Raw genomic sequence first — 17666 nt, forward strand, 5'->3', positions numbered from 1 at the left:
TTATAAATAATAAAAAATATATTTTTTACATCTTTTTAGGCGCATCCACACCAATTAAATTTAAAGCATTTGCCATTATTTGTTTTATTGCTAAAACTAATGTTAATCGTTGAATTGTTAATTGTTGATCTTCACTAATAACTTTATGTTTATTATAATAAGAATGAAATAACTTAGCTAATTTTTGAATATAATTTGTAAGCAAATGTGGTTGATGCTGTTTTTCAATTTTTTGCAAAATAATTATATATTCATCTAATGTAATCAATAATTCTTTTTCCTTTTGTTCTGTTAATAAATTAATACTATTTGCAATTTCAAATTTTGGATAATTCTCTATAATTTGATTTATACGCGCATGAACATATTGAGCATAATAAACAGGATTTTCGTTAGATTGTTGTTTAGCAAGTGCTAAATCAATATCAAGATGTGATTCAACTGATCTTGATACTAAAAAATAACGTAAAGCATCCTTTCCAATTAAATCTATCATATGTCTTAAAGTTATTGATGTTCCTGCTCTTTTTGACATTTTTTGTTCTTTACCATTATCAATAACCTTTACCATTTGCATACATAAAATATCAAGTTTAGTGGCATCATTATTAAGCATATATAATCCCGCTTTAATTCGTGGAATATAGCCATAATGATCTGCTCCTCAAATATTAATTAACATATCACTACGTTGAAATTTAATATGATGATAAGCTAAGTCAGGAAGCATATATGTATAAGTTTTGTCTTTCTTAACAATTACACGATCTTTATCATCTTCAAATAAAGTAGTTTTTAAAAAAATAGCACCATCAAGTTGATAAGTATTGCCTTGCATTTCAAATTGTTTGATTAAATTAGAAATAATATTTTCTTTATATAAAAATGATTCAGAAAATCAAATATTAATTTTAACTTTAAATTTTTTTAAATCTTTTTTAATTTCTGAAAGCATATAATTAATACCAAATTCTTTAAAAATTAAAGAAGAAGTTTCATCAAAAGGTTTATTTGCAAATTTATTACCATTTAATTTCAAAAATGATTGTGCAGCAGCTAAAATTTCAGAACCACGATAACTTTCTTTTGGTAATTCAACAGCATTGCCACAAAGATTTTGATAATTTATGAAAATTGAATTGGCCAAAACATTAATTTGATTACCAGCATCATTAATATAGTATTCTCTAACTATATTATATCCTCTATGTTCTAATATATTAGCTAAACTATCACCAATAGCCGCATTTCTTGCATGTCCTAAATGTAAAAGTCCGGTTGGATTAGCACTAATAAATTCAATATTATAAGTAATATTTTTTTTATTAGATTGACCATATAATGATTTCTCATTAATAATTTTCATTAATAACAAACTAAATACTTCAACATTAATATTAATATTAATAAAACCAGGAGTAATATAATCAATTTTTTTAATTAATGGGTGTTTCTGATGAATATTTTTAACTATAATTTCAGCAATGTCTAATGGTTTTTGTTTATATTTTTTTGCTAATATCATTGCTATTGATGTAGAATAATCACCTAAGTCATTATTTTTATTAATTTCAATAACAACCTGATTCAATTCTATTTCATAATTTGCAAATGCTACTGCATCAAGAATAATAGTAGTGAGTTCATTAATAACATAACTGTCCACAGTTCAGACCCCTTTCAATATCTAAAATATTATACTCATAAATTTAATTTATATCATATAAAAAAGTAAAAATAAATACTTTTTTATAAAAGTTGTTCAATTATATCATTAACATACTGTATAAATCCAATTCTGATTAAAAATTCCAAAATAGCAACATCATTGTAATTTAAATCAATTAATTCTTGATAGTTACCAAAAATTTGATTATCAAGCACATTTCTTAATTTATCATTAATTTTTTTTGGATCATCTTCGATTTTAATTCCTGAAACTTTAACTAATTCTAAATCAATTTTTTTTTGCATTTTAACTTTAGTATTATCATCTTTATATAATTCTATTAATTTTAAATATAATTCTTGTAATAAACTTAAAGCCTTGACAAAATTACTTAGTAATTCTTGTTCATTAATTATATACGAATTTAAATTATGAAAATAATTATGATTTATCTCAGCTTCATATCTTGCTGCTTGACCGCCAGGATTAATTTGTTCAAAATAACGCAAACGTTCTCTTAAGTTTAATAATATTTTACTCATTTCCTCACTTTCAACTCTTGTAGTACTAATTAATTTAATCAATCGTATTAAATTATGAAAATTAAATTTTTTCTTACTAGCTGAAGGTTCAACTTGAATATATTTTCTTAAACAATGCTTTAATTTTAATTCTAACGATTGATATACTGAAAAAAGAGTAATATGAAAATTATCATATCCAATCCCTTTTTTAATATTTAAAATAGCGTTAACTGCATACATATTAGCGCGATCATTATCATTACCCAAAACATTAGTTAAATGCAAAGTTCTTGGAAACTTATTAATCATTGTAAGTAATGTTTCTTTAAATTTAATTTTTAACGTATTATCTTTAAATTTAATTTGATTTATTTTAACTGATTTTAAATCATTATATTCATTACCTATTATAAGGTAGGCAAAAATAGAAAAATAAACAATTACTTTTTCTTTAAAATTTATTCAAGTAAAATTTAAAGTTTTAATAGCATTTTCTATTATTTCTTTATTAATTAATACACCCAATATCACTATTACTTCTTGCGTTGCTAAATGATACTCATGTGAATTTAAGTAAAAATCTCCTGGCGTTAAATCTAAAATATTTGGATACTCAAAAATTTTATTAATTGATTTTAAAATTTTCATAATTACCTCATTTTATAATACTTTTAAATTTCTATTTCTTTTTTAAAAAATAAATTGTATTTGGTGCTTTAATTGGATCTTGCAAAATTTGTGAGATTTTTTCTAAAGTAATATATTCTTCGTTTTTTGTTTTAATAATAATTGGATCTTTTTTAAAATAATAAAGTACATTTTTTAAATCTTGTTTAACGCCAATAACATTAGTGTTATTCTGACTTGTTAATAACAACAATTCATTTTCTCAGTTAAAACAAAATAAAATTACTTTTGATATTTTTACTAACTCATTATCTTTTTCAAAATTAATAATATCTTGCATTAACTTAATTAAAGTAGCATCTGTTCAATTTAAATATGTTTGTATTTCAACACTTTTTCCCTCAAAAATAGCAATAAAATCATGAATATTGACTTTAAATGAATAAGTTTTATCAAAATATAATTCAGTTATTCTTGAAAATAATTTTTGTAAATTAAGATCAAAAAGAATTCCGCTTTTATGATAATAAACTTGAGAATACATATGGAACCTTGTGATTAAATAATTTTCAATAGCAGAAATTGCCTTGTATGAAAAAACTAAACCCTCTTTAATATCAATTATCATATTCGTAATAATTCAATCAATATCAATACTTCCATAACCAACTCCTGTAAAATATCCATCACGCATTAAATAATCAATACGATCACAATCTAATTGCGATGATACCAATTGAATTTGATATTTAGGATAATTTTTATAATCCTTCTTAAGGATACCAATAATAGCATTAATATTAATATTAAATTGTTTTAAAATCATGTTAATTTCAGTACTATTATCATTAATAATAGCACAAGTATAATCTTCATGAGTAAAATTTTCTTTTTTATTAACATTAAGGTTTATGATTTTTTCAAAAGTGTGTGAAAAAGGACCGTGTCCTAAATCATGTAATAAACCAGCAATTTTAATGTTTGTTTTTTCCTCTTTAGTTAATAAAGAAGAACCTTCAACTTCACTAAGAACACGATTTAATATATGGTAAACACCGATACTATGAACATATCTAGTATGAGTTGCATTAGGAAAAGCAATTTGCACACCACCAAGTTGATTAATTCATCTTAATCTTTGAAATTCTTTACAAGATATTAACGCCTGAATAACGGGTTCGCTGATATTAATATTTTTGTGTATAGCGTCACGAATAAAAGTTACTTTATAATTATTGCTTGACATAAATTTTAACCTCTCATTAATATCTTATAAATTTTAGGTATTATTAATTTTTTATTTTAATAGTAACATAATATAAAATTTTTCTTCTATTTTAGTAATTATTTTGAGTAAAAAGAACAATTTTATAATTTTTATTTATAACAAAAGCAAATATTATATTTTCTATATAAGTAATAATATTTATTTTTCTTTAATATTTAAAATTTAATTTAACATTATTAATAATGGTATCATAACCTAATAGTTTAATGGTGCTAACTAAATCAGGTCCATGCATTTGTCCTGTTGTAATAATTCTAATTGGCATAAATAATAATTTACCGTTAACATTAGTTTCTTTTTTAACTTCATTAATAATGTTTTTAATATTATCACTAGTTCAATTTTTACAATCAATAATCTTTTTAATAAATGCTGTACAAACTAAGTTACATTCATTATCATTCAAAAAAGTCTTTGCTTCTATATCTACCTTAAAATTATTTTTAAAAAATAAACTTACCAATTCATTAATTTGACTACCATATTCTAACTGTGATTGATAAATTAATAATACTTCTTTTCATCATTCAATAGTTTTGCTATTTCAATTATATTTTTCTTTAATAAAAGGTGTAACTAAAGCTAAGTATTGTTCAACATTTAATCTTTTAATATAATAATTATTCATTCACACTAATTTTTCTGGATCAAACATACTTGGTGCTTTACTTAAATATTTTGGGGTAAATAATTTAATTAATTGTTCTTTAGTATAAATTTCTTTTTCTTCATGCGAACTTCATCCTAATAAAGCAATAAAATTAAAAATTGCTTCTGGCAAATATCCTTCTTTACGATATTGATGAATAAATTGGATAATGCTACCATCACGTTTTGATAATTTTTTACGTTTATTATTAACAATTAATGTTAAGTGGGCAAAAATTGGCATTTTCCAATTAAAATATTCATAAATAACTAATTGTTTTGGTGTATTTGACAAATGTTCTTCACCACGAAAAACATGACTTATTTCCATTAAATGATCATCAATAACAACAGCAAAATTATAAGTAGCCACTCCATTTGATTTAATAATAATATAATCTCCTAAGTCTACTGAATTAAATTCAACATTACCACGAACTAAATCTTTAATTTTATAACTTTTATTAGTGGGAATTTTAACTCTAATAGCATATGAAATTTTATTTTGTAAATTTTCTTCAATTACAGACTGCTCTAATTTTGAACATGTTCCATCATACTGGAAAGCTAAAATATTTTTATCTGCTTGTTTCTTACGCATTTCTTCTAGATATTGAGGTGTACAAAAACAATAATATGCTTTTTTTTCTTTTATTAGTATTAATGCATGTTGAATATATATATTTAAACGTTCAGTTTGTTTATAAGGACCATATTTACCTGGTAAATCAATAGTTTCATCAGGAATTATTCCCATTCAATGTAAATTATCTAATTGTGAACTAATTCCATCTTCAATATTACGTTCTAAATCAGTATCTTCAATTCTAACTATAAAATCTCCTTTGTTATTTTTTGCAAATAAATAATTAAATAATGCTGTTCTAGCACCACCAATATGTAAATACCCAGTAGGACTAGGTGCATATCGTACACGAATTTTCATATTTTCACCATCTTTATTTAATTTAAGATTTTTTAATCTTATTAACTTTTTTTTCTACTTTATTAGTCTTTTTTTAGAATTTAATTTTTTATTATTATTTTTAGAGGATTTCATTATTTTTTTACGATTAGTTTTAGATTGTAATTTTTCATTTACTTCTTCATCAAGAAAAATTGTAATAGTCTGTGTATCATTTGGATCAAATTCATTAGAACTTGGTAATGGTTGTTTTAATTCTGGTTCAAAATCAATTGCTGCTTCAATACGTTGACGATAAAAGTGATATGTTTGAACATTAATTAAATTTAATTTAAGTAATAAAATAACTGCTGCAACAAGTAATGCAAAATAAAAACCAAAAATTGATCAAACAATAGTTGAAGAAACTCAATTTCTATAATAAAAGCTTGGTACTTCAATCGTTCCTCCTCTATTAGGTATTATTTGTGCACTATCATTACTTCATTCACAATAAAGCAATTGACCAGAAAAACTTATCAAAAATCCAACAACAAAAATTATAAAGTTTACAACTAAAAATACAAATTTAAAACGAGGAGATTTTTCAAGAAAAACTCTTGCCGTAAAAATACAACTAATCAAACCGAAACTGCTTACAACTAAACCTATTACTGGTAAATAATAAATTGCAGTATAACTTGAAGGATTAAAACTTGGTGAAGGTTCTGCAATTTCAAAACCATAATAATATAAATCTTTTAAAGCTGTATTTTTTGACAAAGCAATTAAAAAAAATAATTCATAAATAATAAATGTGCTTAATAATAAATAAAAACTAATAAACCACCAATTACGAATTCTCATAAATCTGCCCCCCTTATTTAATATTCAAAGTTTTTTTACTAAATTCCTTTTCTTGTTTTTTAATTTTTTTTAATTCTTGTTTTCTAATTCGTCTTTGTTTTTTTTCCATACTTCTAGTAGTATAAATTTCATAATCTGAGTTCATAAATGTAAACTTTCTACGCATAATTCAAAAAAATAGTTGTGTAATCAAAATTAAAAAAAGACTAAAAATAATAAATATTCTTGCAATAATTGGATTAATTCAATGATAATTTTCATTATATAATATTCCAGATTGTGAAATATAAGTTAATTGTACTTCTGAACTTAACATTACACTAAGAATTAATAATCAAAAAGCAGTATAAAACATTCTACTGCTATACTTTGAAGAGACAATACTTACTCTAGGAGCAAATATTAATAAAATCATACTTACAGTAATTGCAATTAAACAAACAATTGGAGCATAAAATAAATTCAAAATAGGATAATTAAAATCAGTAAGTTTTACATTATATAATTTATATTTTGATACATTAATAGCAGCAAATAAAGAAAAAATAAAAACTGATAAAAAAAGAACTATTGATATTGCCAAATAAACAAAATATGCATTTTTAGTCTTTTGTTCATATGGAATAAAATATGTTTCTTTGTTTTTAATATTATCTAAATCTTTAATTTTCATTATTTTCACCTACTTTATTTTTCATTAGGCAATTCTTCAACTACTAAAATTAAAATAATCGCTGCTATTACTTCACATATTCATACAATTAATGATATTAATGAAAAAAATAGTAATACTGGTATTGATCAAAAAACTAGACTACCGCTTAACATTAATGTTGATAATATTAATGTTGAAATAGCAGTAATTCTAAATGAAGATTTCTTTTTAAGTTTCTTTGCTGGTATCATAAAACAAATAATACTAACTAAAATTGCAATTCCAACATATGATAATGATAAAGCTAATTGCAGTTTACTAAATTCAAACCCCATTTTTTGCCCAACAAATGCATTAACTATTAATAGTATTAAAAAAGCAATACTACCAATAATTTGCACAATTGGTGATCAAAAAAGTAAAGCCCTTGAAACTTTTATTTTATTAAGAACATCAAACTTTTTAGTTTTTTTATTTGGAACATAATTGTTTTCTTGAATGTCAGAATCAGGATTTTGTAAATTACTTTTTAACATAATAATTTTTTCCTTTCTTGCTAATATATTTTCAAATTAATTATAACAAAACTATAACCTTTTTATAATTAATATTATCTTAAAACTAAACATTAAAAAGGAAATGACAAATATCACCATCTTCAACTATATAATTTTTACCTTCAACTCTCATTTTTCCCTTTTCCTGAACATTTTTTTCACTACCCAATAATTCTATATCTTGATAATTATAAACTTTAAGTCTAATAAAACCTTTCATGAAATCTGTATGAATGATACCAGCACACTCTGGTGCTTTCATTCCTTTAATAAAAGTTCAAGCATGAACTTCTTTGGGTCCAACAGTAAAATAAGTACCTAAATTTAATAGTTTATAAGTTGCTAATACAATTTGATCAATTCCTGATTCAAAAATATTTAACTCTTTAAACATTTCTTTTTTTTCTTCTGCTTCTAATTCAGAAAGTTCACATTCTGTCTTAGCACAAACAACAATTACAGTAATATTTTTTTTGCTCATATATTGTTGTAATTGTTCAACATATTTATTGGTTTTAGTTATTAAATCTTTTTCATTAATATTAGCAATAACAATTATTGGTTTAGCAGTTAAAAAATTATAAGGTTTAATCATTAGTAATTCTTCTGAACTTAACTTTTGATTACGAATAGCAACACCATTGTTTAATTCATTATTAATTTTTTCTAATAAAGCTACCTCAGCAATACCTTGTTTATCTCTAGTTATTTGCGATTTTTTACGAACTTTTTCTTTTCGTTTACTTATTACTTCTTGATCAGCTAACATTAATTCCAATTCAATAATTTCAAAATCATTAATTGGATCAATTTTATTTTCAACATGACTAACATTAATATCATCAAAACAACGAATAACTTCGCATATTGCATCAACTGTTCTAATATTAGCAAGAAATTGATTACCTAATCCTTCACCTTTACTAGCACCTTTGACAAGTCCGGCAATATCATGTAATTCTAAAATTGTTGGTACAACTTTTTGTGGATTAAAGATTTTTATTAAATTTAAAATTCTTGAATCATTGACTGGAACGCTACCAATATTTGGTTTTATAGTAGCGAAAGGATAATTTTCAATTAATACTTGTGAATTGGTAATGGCTTTAAATAATGTTGATTTACCTACATTAGGTAAACCAACGATACCAGCAGTTAACATATAATATACACCTGTTTCTTTTACTTATATGATTACATCGTATCATATAAATTATAAAGAAAAATATAAAATTAATTATCAATTAAGAAAAATTTAATTTTGAAGTTGATTTGGATGGTAATGGTACAGTATTTACTAAATTATTAGATTCATTAATAGTATTACCAGCAAGTTCTTCATCATCGCTTTCATCATCAAAAGGATTTGTACTAACTGGTTTAGGAGTAATCTGACCAGAACAAATGCCACTATCACTAGATGCTGTTCTAGTAAGACAATGATTAAATTCTTGACGAGATGATTCAGTACTGCTTTCTAAATCACTATACTGTGGAAAACTATAACTATTAAGTTCTCTTAATATTTTATCGATATCAATAATAGAATAATCATTTTCTTCAAATTCAGAAGAAAGTGAACTTATCGCACTATCAGTACTATTTGAACGTGATAATTTAGGTTTTTTTTCAATTATTCATTCATCTCAAGGCTCAGATGTTGGTAATAGTTCTGGTATACTTTGTCTTTGATAAGGTACGCTTATTTCATCTATTGATGTTTTATTATCATTTAAATTTACAATTAAAGTTCCAAAATTTTTTGTATTATTTTCTTTAACTGTCTTAATAGCTATTTTTGTTTTTTTTCATGTTCAAGATATTTTATTTATTATTTTCTGTCATCAACTAAGTTTTTTAAATTTTGTTTTTGATAATTCTACTAAAGATTTTTTACAATTTTCAATGTCAATATCTTTAATATTATTAATTTTATTTAAAGACACTGTTTTATAATCATCAAAATTATTATAACCACTATATATTTTTAACTTATTTTTAATAATTTGATAGTTTTTATCTCAATACAAATATTTTTTCATATCTGAAGGTGTATCTTCGGTAACTCGATCATAATATCTAATAAAAGTTATATAATCATTATAAAACAATGAATTTTCTACTTTTTGGGCACTTAATTTAAAAATTTTATCTTTAATATTAACTAATTGTTCATTAAGTTGTTCAATATCTAATTTTAATTTTGCTATTACTCGTTGATTTTGAAATTGAACATTTAAATTTGTATGATTACTTAATGTTTCCCATTCTTGTTTTTTAGTTTGTAAAAGATTAAGAATACTATTGTGTAAGTCACGTAAATCATTAGCTACGGTTCTGATCTTACTATTAACTACTACTACTGAATTTCTTATCTTGCTAACCTCTTCTTTTATGGCTGCTAATCTTTTTTTTGCAATTGAACTATCTCTATTAATTTTAAAATTAATTGCAGATGTTTGTTTCTTATAATTACCTAAAAAATTTGAATGATAACTAATATCAAATATAACACTTGTTTTATTTACATTTTCTTTTAAACTTTTAATTTTTTCTTTACTATTTTCAGTAAAATCAAACGTTAAAATATTATTACTAATAACATATCTTAAATCTTCATTATTTCTTAAACGTTCTAAATGTATCAATTGACCTTCTTCTATTAACTGCTTATCATTCATTATTTCTTTATCAATAATCTCTAATAATTTTTCTTTAATTTTTTGCAAATTAATTTCTCATTCTCAATAATTAAAAGAATTTTGGTTATTAACTTTTACAAAACCTAAAATTGGATCATTAATTTTTTTAAGTTTTTCCAGTAATAATAATACATATTCTGGTATTGTTTTATCTTTTCAAGTTATATAATCATTTATTAATGTTTGTGAATCAATGATTTCTTCTTGACTTGGGAAGTTTAGATTTTCTTTAGAAAAAGTAAAATTAAATGATTTACAATTATTAATTGTAATATCTCTTATTTTATAGTCTCATGTTTTTTTTTGAATTTAAATATTGAATAATAACAGTAAAATTATCTCTATTTTTTTGTAAAACCTTAAAATAGACTAATTCATTTTCTTTAATAGCATCAATATTAACCAAACTATTAACTGCAATAATATCATTAACTTCTCATTTACCTAAATTTATTTTTGCTCTTTCTTCTGAAATTTGAAATGCATCAGATAATTCTTTTTGAAAACCTTCTGATAGTTTCTGATTTGTTTTTAATATATTATTAGCTTTCATAAGTTTTAATTTTGCTATATTATGACTATCATTGTCTTTAAGAATATTAGTTTGTAATATTTGTTCTTCTAATAAAAAGTGTTCTTCTAAACTAAATTTAGGTAAAATTTCTTGTTTTTCACTAGGAAAATAAACATTTACTAATTCATTAATTAATGTAGTAAAATCATACGATTTTCAAAATTTAACCCTTAAATCTTCTAATTCTTGTTTATATACTTTAAATTCTTTACTATTTTTTACAGACTTTGATAATTTTATTTCTAAATCATTGCTTAATCATACAAATTGTGAAAAAGATCCTTCATAATCTGAAAAGTTTAATAGAGAAAGATAAACTTTTGCCATATGTTCTTCATCAATAATAATTTCTTGTCCTAAAAGTTTATTCATTTCTATTTTTTTAAAGTTATCTAAAAGATTTAATAATTTAGAAACAATATAGACTGGTCTACTCTGAAATTCAATTGGTAATAACTTATATATTCCAACAAACTCAGAAAAATTATCATTTAGTAAATTATCAATTTCAGCAATTGAACCAATAGGAGGAGAAATGTTATCTGGATTTTTACTTTTTACATATCTCTCAATATTTTGCATTGAAAGAAGTGAAAATGAATTATGTACCTGATAAAAAACATCACTTGCTATTAAATATTCTTTACTTTTTAAAAATAAACTCTTTTGTAAATAACTTAACATTTGTAAATTATTAACTAATTTCATATCTATAAGTAAACTATTAAGTGTTTTTTGTTTATGTTCTTCATTTTTAACTAAAATTTCTTCGATTTTTTTAGTTACATTTTCTAATTCTTTTTTATCTTTTTTAATACCTGCTAAACGTTCTGTATCAGATAATTCTTTTTTATTTTTTCAATCAGCAATATTTTTTTCTCATTGTTGCTGTGTTTGTAATAAAGCATGAACTGTTTTTTTATCTTCATTACTTAATTTAATAAATTCTTCTATTACATTATCTATTTTTTTAATTTCAAAATCTAAGGGAGCGTACCGATGTTGTCGGTAACTAAAAAGTTTTAAAAATAGCTCCTTTCTTTTTTAAACCCTTAAATTAAAAATAAATGATAAAAGATGAGAATAAAATTCTTGTCTTTTTTTGTAATTGTAAAATTTTAAAATTTTTAATAACCGTCTTTAGCACTATTATCAACACGTGTTAGGGAACTAAAAAAGTGAACTACAACACAGTTGTTAAAAATAGTAGCTAGCATGTGGACTTGCATGAATAAATAAAAAGTGGAGTGATACCTAATAAAATATACTAACCAGAAATGGTAATCCTTGGGGTGGGAGCGGATTGGAAACTAGTATATATAGACCCGGAGTGGGGACCAACTATTATTATTTATTTAACCAACCTTGCCACTACCAAGTGAGCAAGTGTTGGTTTTATTTTTTATTTTTTTTAAAAAATTTTTGGGCGAGAAAATAAATTTCAAACTTGTAAAAAAAATTGAGCGGTGCCGGTTCAATTAAAATATTAATTTGCTAAACGCAAATTAAATAAATATTGAATCGAATGCCTCAATGTTTTTTAAAATTTCACAATTTATTTTTGAGCCCAGAATTGCTGGAATGAATAAAACGAATAGTGGGATTATTAATAATCTAAAAATCAAAATATATGTTCTTTATGCTAGAAGCAACAGAACATATTAGGAAAGGATTATTATGCAAATAGAATTTAAAAAAGAACAAATTGTAAAAGATAAACCACAATCTATTCTTATTGATTATGGTGAATATAAATTACAATGTCCAAAATGAATGGTTAAAAATAATACTTTTATTGCTGATGATAAATATACATATTGAGTTTTTAATTTAGAAAATATTAAAAGAGAATTAAGTGGTAATGAATTAATAAAATTATTAGAACCATATATTAAAGACCAAAAAATAACTGTTAATAAAGCAACTGCTCCAAAAGAATATTATCTTAATGATGTAAAACTTGAACAACTAACATTTTATGAACAGCATAATAGTTGATTTATTGGTGAAATAACAGATAACAAAACTAAAATTACTAATCCTTGTTTTAAATATAACATTACGTGAGAAGAGAACAGAAAAGGTTTTAAAATAAATAATCCATATAAACATGATGATTTACCAACTAATTATATAATTACTTCCTATAAAGAAATTTCAACTCATAATGAAAAAGTATTTTTGTTGAACATGTAAACAAAATAAATTAGATTATTTATTCTTTAATACTAATGATATAAAAACAAAAAAATATTTTTTAAGAGATAAAAATGGTAAAGCAATTTGTTATGACTGTATTTTAAATATTAGGTTAAGTAGGAGGTATAAATATGAATAAAGAAAAAATACTTGAATATCTTAAAGATGAATGAGAATGAAATAAAGAAATGAGAGACGATGAAAAAGTAACTAAACTTTGAAAAAGTTGTTTTAATGGAAGATTAAATCTTATATCTCAATTAAATCAAAAAATTAAAAATGGTGAATTTGATTAATAATGCAATATGACTTAATTATTGGGATTGACCCCGCTGGTATTGGTAATAATGGAATTGTTATATATTCAAATGAAACTAATAATATTGTTTTTAATGAAACATTTAATACATTAACTGTTTTATGAACTAAAAATATGTATAAAGAAAAATTTCAATTAATTAAAGAAAAATTTATTGATAAAAAAATATTAGTTATTGTAGAAAATTTCTTTTTAAGTTCAAAACAATTATTAACTAATCCATTAGCAACACCTAAAATTATTGGTGCATTAATGGTATTAGTAGAAGATATTATGAACTGAGATTATTTAGAAAATCATCCTAAAAATAAAACTAAAATAGAAAATTATAAAGGAAATATAAAATTAACAAAACATGAACAAGATGCTTATAAGCATATTCAATATTATTTAAGGAATTATAAAAATGAAAAAGAAAGCAAATTATGTCAAATTAACAGTAAAACTAAGTAACACTATTGAAGCAAAATATTACGAAAAAGGTAATAAAGAATTATATTATAGTGTTCGTGGTCAATGAAATGGTTTAAACTATGTTACTTTAATTTTTAATAACCCAAAACTTTATAGACGCTGTATTTTATTAAACAAAAACGATGAAATTATTGTAACTGGTCAAATTTTTAATACTTTAAACATTCCTAAAAATCGTGTATTTTGTTCAATTAATGTTAAATGATTTAAAAAATGAAAAGAGTAAAAAATGATATGATGAGAAATTTTATTAATAGCACCAATATTAATAACAAGTATAACACTAATAATATTTTTAATATTTATTATTAAAGGCTAAATTGTAAAGGTAAGTGCAACTAAATTATTTTTCTATCCAAATATTCGATTGGTGAAAGATAATTTAGTATTTTTCTCGGTTTTTGATTTAAAGACAATATAAATTTATGAACTTCATTTTTATTAGTTTTTGAAAAAATAAATTTTTTAGGAAATTTTTCTCTAATTAAACCATTAGTATTTTCATTAGTACCTCTTTGTCAAGGTGAATATGGATTGGCAAAATAAATTTTTACATCTAAATTTTTTTCAAGTTGTTGTCAATTTGAAAATTCTTTGCCACGATCAAAAGTAATAGTTTTAACAATGTTTTTAGGAAGAATTGATAAATAATAACTGACATTTTTATTAATAACTTTAGTAGTTCTGTTTTTAACTAATATTGCTAAAGTAAATCGTGATACTCTTTCAACTAAAGTTATTAAACATGATTTGCTTTTACCTCGTGATGATACTATAGTATCTCCTTCTCAATGACCAAGTGTTATACGATCATTAACATTTATATCTCGTTCTTTAATTGATTTACCATTAAACTTGCCACGATTTTCTTTAGATTTTCGTTTTTTACCTTTTCTTCTTAAATTTTTACTAGTAACTTTATCAAGCATTCCAAAATAAATTCAAGTATAAATTGTTTTAAAACTAATAACTCATTCTTTATGAAAATTTTTAATTCTGCCATAAATTTGTTCAGGTGATCAACCTAATAGTAATTTTTGTTGTACATATTTTACTAAATTCTTATTTTTAAACTTATGAAAACTAATATGTGATTGTTTTCGATTTTCAGCTTTATTTTGTGCAATTAATGAAAAATAATGATTATTATCTTTATTTCTATTAATTTCTCGAATAATAGTACTAATACTTCGATTAAGATTTTTAGCTATTTCACTAATTTTAAATTTAAATTTCAATTGATTCTCAATATAAATTCTTTCATCTATGCCAAGATGTTTATAACTCATATAAAAACTCCTTACTTTTTTCTAAACTAAATTTAGCATTATGAAATTTTTATATGAGAATTTTTTGCAATTTTATTTACTTGCACTTACAAGTATAACTCAGCAAAGAATTAAAAAATGAATATAAAGTATTAAAAATATTAAGTGAAATTGCTAATCAAATTGAAAATAAGGAGAATAAATAATGAAATGTTTTCTTTGCATGCATGGAGAAATATATTCTCCAAAAACCTTGTATAAAATAAAAAAATTGAAAAAAATAATTTACCAAGATAGAGATATTGATAGTGAAGATTTTAAGAAAAGATATGAATATCTTTTAAAAAAATTAGGTGATGGTGATAATCAAATTATTTGAATAAATTTATTAATAAAGCAAGAAAGAAATAATAGAAAGGAGAATAAATAATGAATAAAGAAAAATTACTTAAATATATGAAAGATATAATTAAATGAACTAAAAAAATTAATTATACAAACTCTGATTTGGACAAAAATATTTTAAATTTATTAATTGAAAAAATAGAAAAAGGTGAATTTGATAATGACTAAATTAACAGATTTATTTGGTCAAGATAAAATAGAAATATTTTCACCAAATCCCAAAGATTTAACAGATAGTAATGATATAAAAGCAATTATTTTATGAAAATATCCTAATGTTATTGCTGAATATTTAGTTGTTTCTCAACCACATGCAAATACTGCTATTTTAGTTGGTGATAACGTTCACTATACAGGTTGAGTTGAAGTGTTTATTAAACCAAAAAATGAAGGAGTAAATGAAAATGCCAAATGACACGAATGTACAATCAAATAACTATACTTTATTAAAAATAATAAGAATTGGAATAAGTCCATTATCAGCAATGATTGGTACAAGTGCTTATTATGGTCAAATTATTGGTAATCCAGTATTAGGAAGTATTAATGCTTTATTATTTAGTAAAAAGTTAGGAATTGATATATGAAACTTAAATCAAATGCCAAGTACTAAAAAGAAAATATTAAATTCAAGTAAAAAAATATTATTAGGTTTAGGAACTATTGGTTTAATTAATTATGCAAAATTTACAAAAATCAATCCTAATCCTGAACTACCACCTTGATTAACAACTACTACCACAGAAACACCACCATGACCATTATTATTAACTAATGATAATAAACAACAAATGGATTGAGATACATATATTAGTTTAAGTACTTATGGTATATCAAATCTAATTGGTGGGTTAAGTGAATTAATACCTAATAGATTTGAAGTAATAAGAAAAATATGTAATATGGCAACTAGTGGATGTCTAATTTCAAGTGGTGTAGCTATGGGTATAAATAATGATTTTAATAATGCTTATGCAGTACCAACAATAGTTGCTGGTGCAAGTGAAATTATACATAATTTATTACCTATGGAAACTACAAATCATAATCAAGAAATGCAAGAAACATCATTTACAAATGAAACAAGAAGATTAATTAATAGTGATGCTATTAGTAATAATAGTGGAAGTAGTGATGTTTTATATGAAAGACCAACTACATATGATAGTTTATAAAGGAGATGATAACTAATGAATAAAGAAAAATTGATTGAATATTATAACAATGAAATTCAGACATATAAAGAAAGAATGGAACAATTAAATAAAGAAATATCTTTATTGGTAACTATTATAAGTAATTCAAAATCAATGATTGAAAGAATTAATAATGGTCAATTTGACGAATAATTAAAAATAAATAATTGAAAGGAAATAATTGAAAATGAAAGAATTTTTACATGAATTAATTATTATTGGAACAAGTGTAGGAACATTAATTTGTAGAGAATTAATTGTTTGATTTAAAAGATTTATTACAACTCCAAAACATATTAGAAGAAATAATAAAGTGATGAAACATCAAAAAAAATTAGCAAAACTTAATGAAAAAATTAATGGAAAAGAAAATAAATAATAAAGGTGTGATTTAAATGTTAGAAAATGAAACTAATGTTGAACAAAATACTGAACCTTTAACTGAAAATAATAATTTACAACAAGAGCAAGAAATTAAGATTGTTGAATTAGAAAATAAGTTAAATAAACTTAATCAAGAAATTAAAGAAAAAGAAATAATTAATATATTTAAAAAATATCAAGTTAAAAAAGAATTTTATGAATTTTTAAAATTTAAAACAAGTAATATAGAAAATTCAAAAATTGAAGAAACTATTAAAAAAATGATTAAAGAACAACCACTATTTAAAGAACCAATTAATACAGGTGGTAAACAAGAAACAATATTAACAAATCAAGAAACTTCAATAAAAAGTAGTTTATTAGATTATAAAAAGAAAAATAATTTATAAAAGAAAGGAAAATTTAA

23 protein-coding genes are annotated in these 17666 nt (G+C 22.6%); 12 read left to right on the top strand and 11 right to left on the bottom strand.

Annotated elements, in window-relative coordinates; genetic code table 4:
• Positions 1-25: 25 nt before the first annotated feature.
• The 10 genes from argS to AACL03_RS04105 form a co-directional block, all read right to left on the bottom strand.
• Positions 26-1666 (bottom strand): arginine--tRNA ligase, encoded by a 1641-nt coding sequence (gene argS, locus AACL03_RS04060; RefSeq protein ID WP_339039442.1) that lies wholly within the window; start codon positions 1664-1666, stop codon positions 26-28.
• 83 nt (positions 1667-1749) lie between these two features.
• Positions 1750-2841, bottom strand: coding sequence for a hypothetical protein (locus AACL03_RS04065; protein ID WP_339039444.1), 1092 nt, complete (start codon positions 2839-2841; stop codon positions 1750-1752).
• A 31-nt stretch (positions 2842-2872) separates the two neighbouring features.
• Positions 2873-4066 carry an HD domain-containing protein gene (locus AACL03_RS04070; protein WP_338988086.1) on the bottom strand — a complete coding sequence of 398 codons (1194 nt, stop codon included), beginning with the start codon at positions 4064-4066 and terminating at the stop codon, positions 2873-2875.
• A 190-nt stretch (positions 4067-4256) separates the two neighbouring features.
• Positions 4257-5702, bottom strand: coding sequence for a glutamate--tRNA ligase (gene gltX, locus AACL03_RS04075; RefSeq protein ID WP_339039447.1), 1446 nt, complete (start codon positions 5700-5702; stop codon positions 4257-4259).
• Between the two features lie 54 nt (positions 5703-5756).
• Entirely contained in the window at positions 5757-6527 is a 771-nt protein-coding gene (locus AACL03_RS04080) for a hypothetical protein (RefSeq protein ID WP_338958803.1), read from the bottom strand.
• A gap of 13 nt (positions 6528-6540) precedes the next feature.
• A complete protein-coding gene (locus tag AACL03_RS04085) occupies positions 6541-7200 on the bottom strand; it encodes a hypothetical protein (RefSeq protein ID WP_338980013.1) in 660 nt (219 codons plus the stop codon).
• A gap of 14 nt (positions 7201-7214) precedes the next feature.
• On the bottom strand, positions 7215-7718 hold the full coding sequence (locus AACL03_RS04090; RefSeq protein ID WP_252319777.1) for a hypothetical protein: 504 nt from the start codon (positions 7716-7718) through the stop codon (positions 7215-7217).
• An 85-nt stretch (positions 7719-7803) separates the two neighbouring features.
• The gene (ychF, locus tag AACL03_RS04095; protein ID WP_338958806.1) at positions 7804-8901 is read right to left on the bottom strand and encodes a redox-regulated ATPase YchF; all 1098 of its coding nucleotides are present in this window, start codon (positions 8899-8901) and stop codon (positions 7804-7806) included.
• A gap of 82 nt (positions 8902-8983) precedes the next feature.
• On the bottom strand, positions 8984-10468 hold the full coding sequence (locus AACL03_RS04100) for a hypothetical protein (protein WP_339039451.1): 1485 nt from the start codon (positions 10466-10468) through the stop codon (positions 8984-8986).
• Between the two features lie 256 nt (positions 10469-10724).
• Positions 10725-11723, bottom strand: coding sequence for a hypothetical protein (locus tag AACL03_RS04105; RefSeq protein WP_339039453.1), 999 nt, complete (start codon positions 11721-11723; stop codon positions 10725-10727).
• An 825-nt stretch (positions 11724-12548) separates the two neighbouring features.
• Between AACL03_RS04105 and AACL03_RS04110 the strand changes: the two genes are divergently transcribed.
• The 5 genes from AACL03_RS04110 to AACL03_RS04130 all read left to right on the top strand — a co-directional run bounded on the left by AACL03_RS04110 (position 12549) and on the right by AACL03_RS04130 (position 14233).
• The gene (locus AACL03_RS04110) at positions 12549-12680 is read left to right on the top strand and encodes a hypothetical protein (RefSeq protein WP_338957802.1); all 132 of its coding nucleotides are present in this window, start codon (positions 12549-12551) and stop codon (positions 12678-12680) included.
• A 12-nt stretch (positions 12681-12692) separates the two neighbouring features.
• Positions 12693-13211 carry a hypothetical protein gene (locus AACL03_RS04115; protein ID WP_338958814.1) on the top strand — a complete coding sequence of 173 codons (519 nt, stop codon included), beginning with the start codon at positions 12693-12695 and terminating at the stop codon, positions 13209-13211.
• A gap of 134 nt (positions 13212-13345) precedes the next feature.
• Complete coding sequence (locus AACL03_RS04120; RefSeq protein ID WP_338957566.1) at positions 13346-13510, top strand: hypothetical protein; 165 nt, start codon at positions 13346-13348, stop codon at positions 13508-13510.
• Positions 13511-13512: 2 nt separating this feature from the next.
• Positions 13513-13986, top strand: a complete 474-nt coding sequence (locus AACL03_RS04125) for a hypothetical protein (RefSeq protein WP_339039455.1) — start codon at positions 13513-13515, stop codon at positions 13984-13986.
• Entirely contained in the window at positions 13940-14233 is a 294-nt protein-coding gene (locus AACL03_RS04130; protein ID WP_339039456.1) for a hypothetical protein, read from the top strand. Before AACL03_RS04125 ends, AACL03_RS04130 begins: the two co-directional genes overlap by 47 nt.
• A gap of 112 nt (positions 14234-14345) precedes the next feature.
• On the opposite strand, the gene AACL03_RS04135 is transcribed toward AACL03_RS04130, so the two are convergent.
• Positions 14346-15296, bottom strand: a complete 951-nt coding sequence (locus AACL03_RS04135; RefSeq protein WP_339038665.1) for an IS30 family transposase — start codon at positions 15294-15296, stop codon at positions 14346-14348.
• A gap of 184 nt (positions 15297-15480) precedes the next feature.
• On the opposite strand from AACL03_RS04135, the gene AACL03_RS04140 reads away from it, so the two are divergent.
• The 7 genes from AACL03_RS04140 to AACL03_RS04170 are packed head-to-tail and all read left to right on the top strand — an operon-like array spanning position 15481 to position 17649.
• Positions 15481-15705 carry a hypothetical protein gene (locus AACL03_RS04140; protein WP_338957562.1) on the top strand — a complete coding sequence of 75 codons (225 nt, stop codon included), beginning with the start codon at positions 15481-15483 and terminating at the stop codon, positions 15703-15705.
• Positions 15705-15848, top strand: coding sequence for a hypothetical protein (locus tag AACL03_RS04145; RefSeq protein WP_338957559.1), 144 nt, complete (start codon positions 15705-15707; stop codon positions 15846-15848). The genes AACL03_RS04140 and AACL03_RS04145 overlap by 1 nt, the downstream gene beginning before the upstream one ends.
• The gene (locus tag AACL03_RS04150) at positions 15841-16116 is read left to right on the top strand and encodes a hypothetical protein (RefSeq protein ID WP_338957557.1); all 276 of its coding nucleotides are present in this window, start codon (positions 15841-15843) and stop codon (positions 16114-16116) included. Before AACL03_RS04145 ends, AACL03_RS04150 begins: the two co-directional genes overlap by 8 nt.
• Positions 16085-16855: a hypothetical protein gene (locus AACL03_RS04155; protein WP_339039458.1), complete on the top strand. Its 771-nt coding sequence runs from the start codon at positions 16085-16087 to the stop codon at positions 16853-16855. The genes AACL03_RS04150 and AACL03_RS04155 overlap by 32 nt, the downstream gene beginning before the upstream one ends.
• 15 nt (positions 16856-16870) lie before the next feature.
• Complete coding sequence (locus AACL03_RS04160) at positions 16871-17029, top strand: hypothetical protein (protein WP_338957552.1); 159 nt, start codon at positions 16871-16873, stop codon at positions 17027-17029.
• Positions 17030-17063: 34 nt separating this feature from the next.
• On the top strand, positions 17064-17255 hold the full coding sequence (locus AACL03_RS04165) for a hypothetical protein (protein ID WP_338957816.1): 192 nt from the start codon (positions 17064-17066) through the stop codon (positions 17253-17255).
• A gap of 16 nt (positions 17256-17271) precedes the next feature.
• On the top strand, positions 17272-17649 hold the full coding sequence (locus AACL03_RS04170; protein WP_338957549.1) for a hypothetical protein: 378 nt from the start codon (positions 17272-17274) through the stop codon (positions 17647-17649).
• Positions 17650-17666 lie beyond the last annotated feature (17 nt).

This window comes from Spiroplasma endosymbiont of Andrena trimmerana, assembly GCF_964019575.1.
Classification (GTDB): domain Bacteria; phylum Bacillota_I; class Bacilli_A; order Mycoplasmatales; family VBWQ01; genus Spiroplasma_E.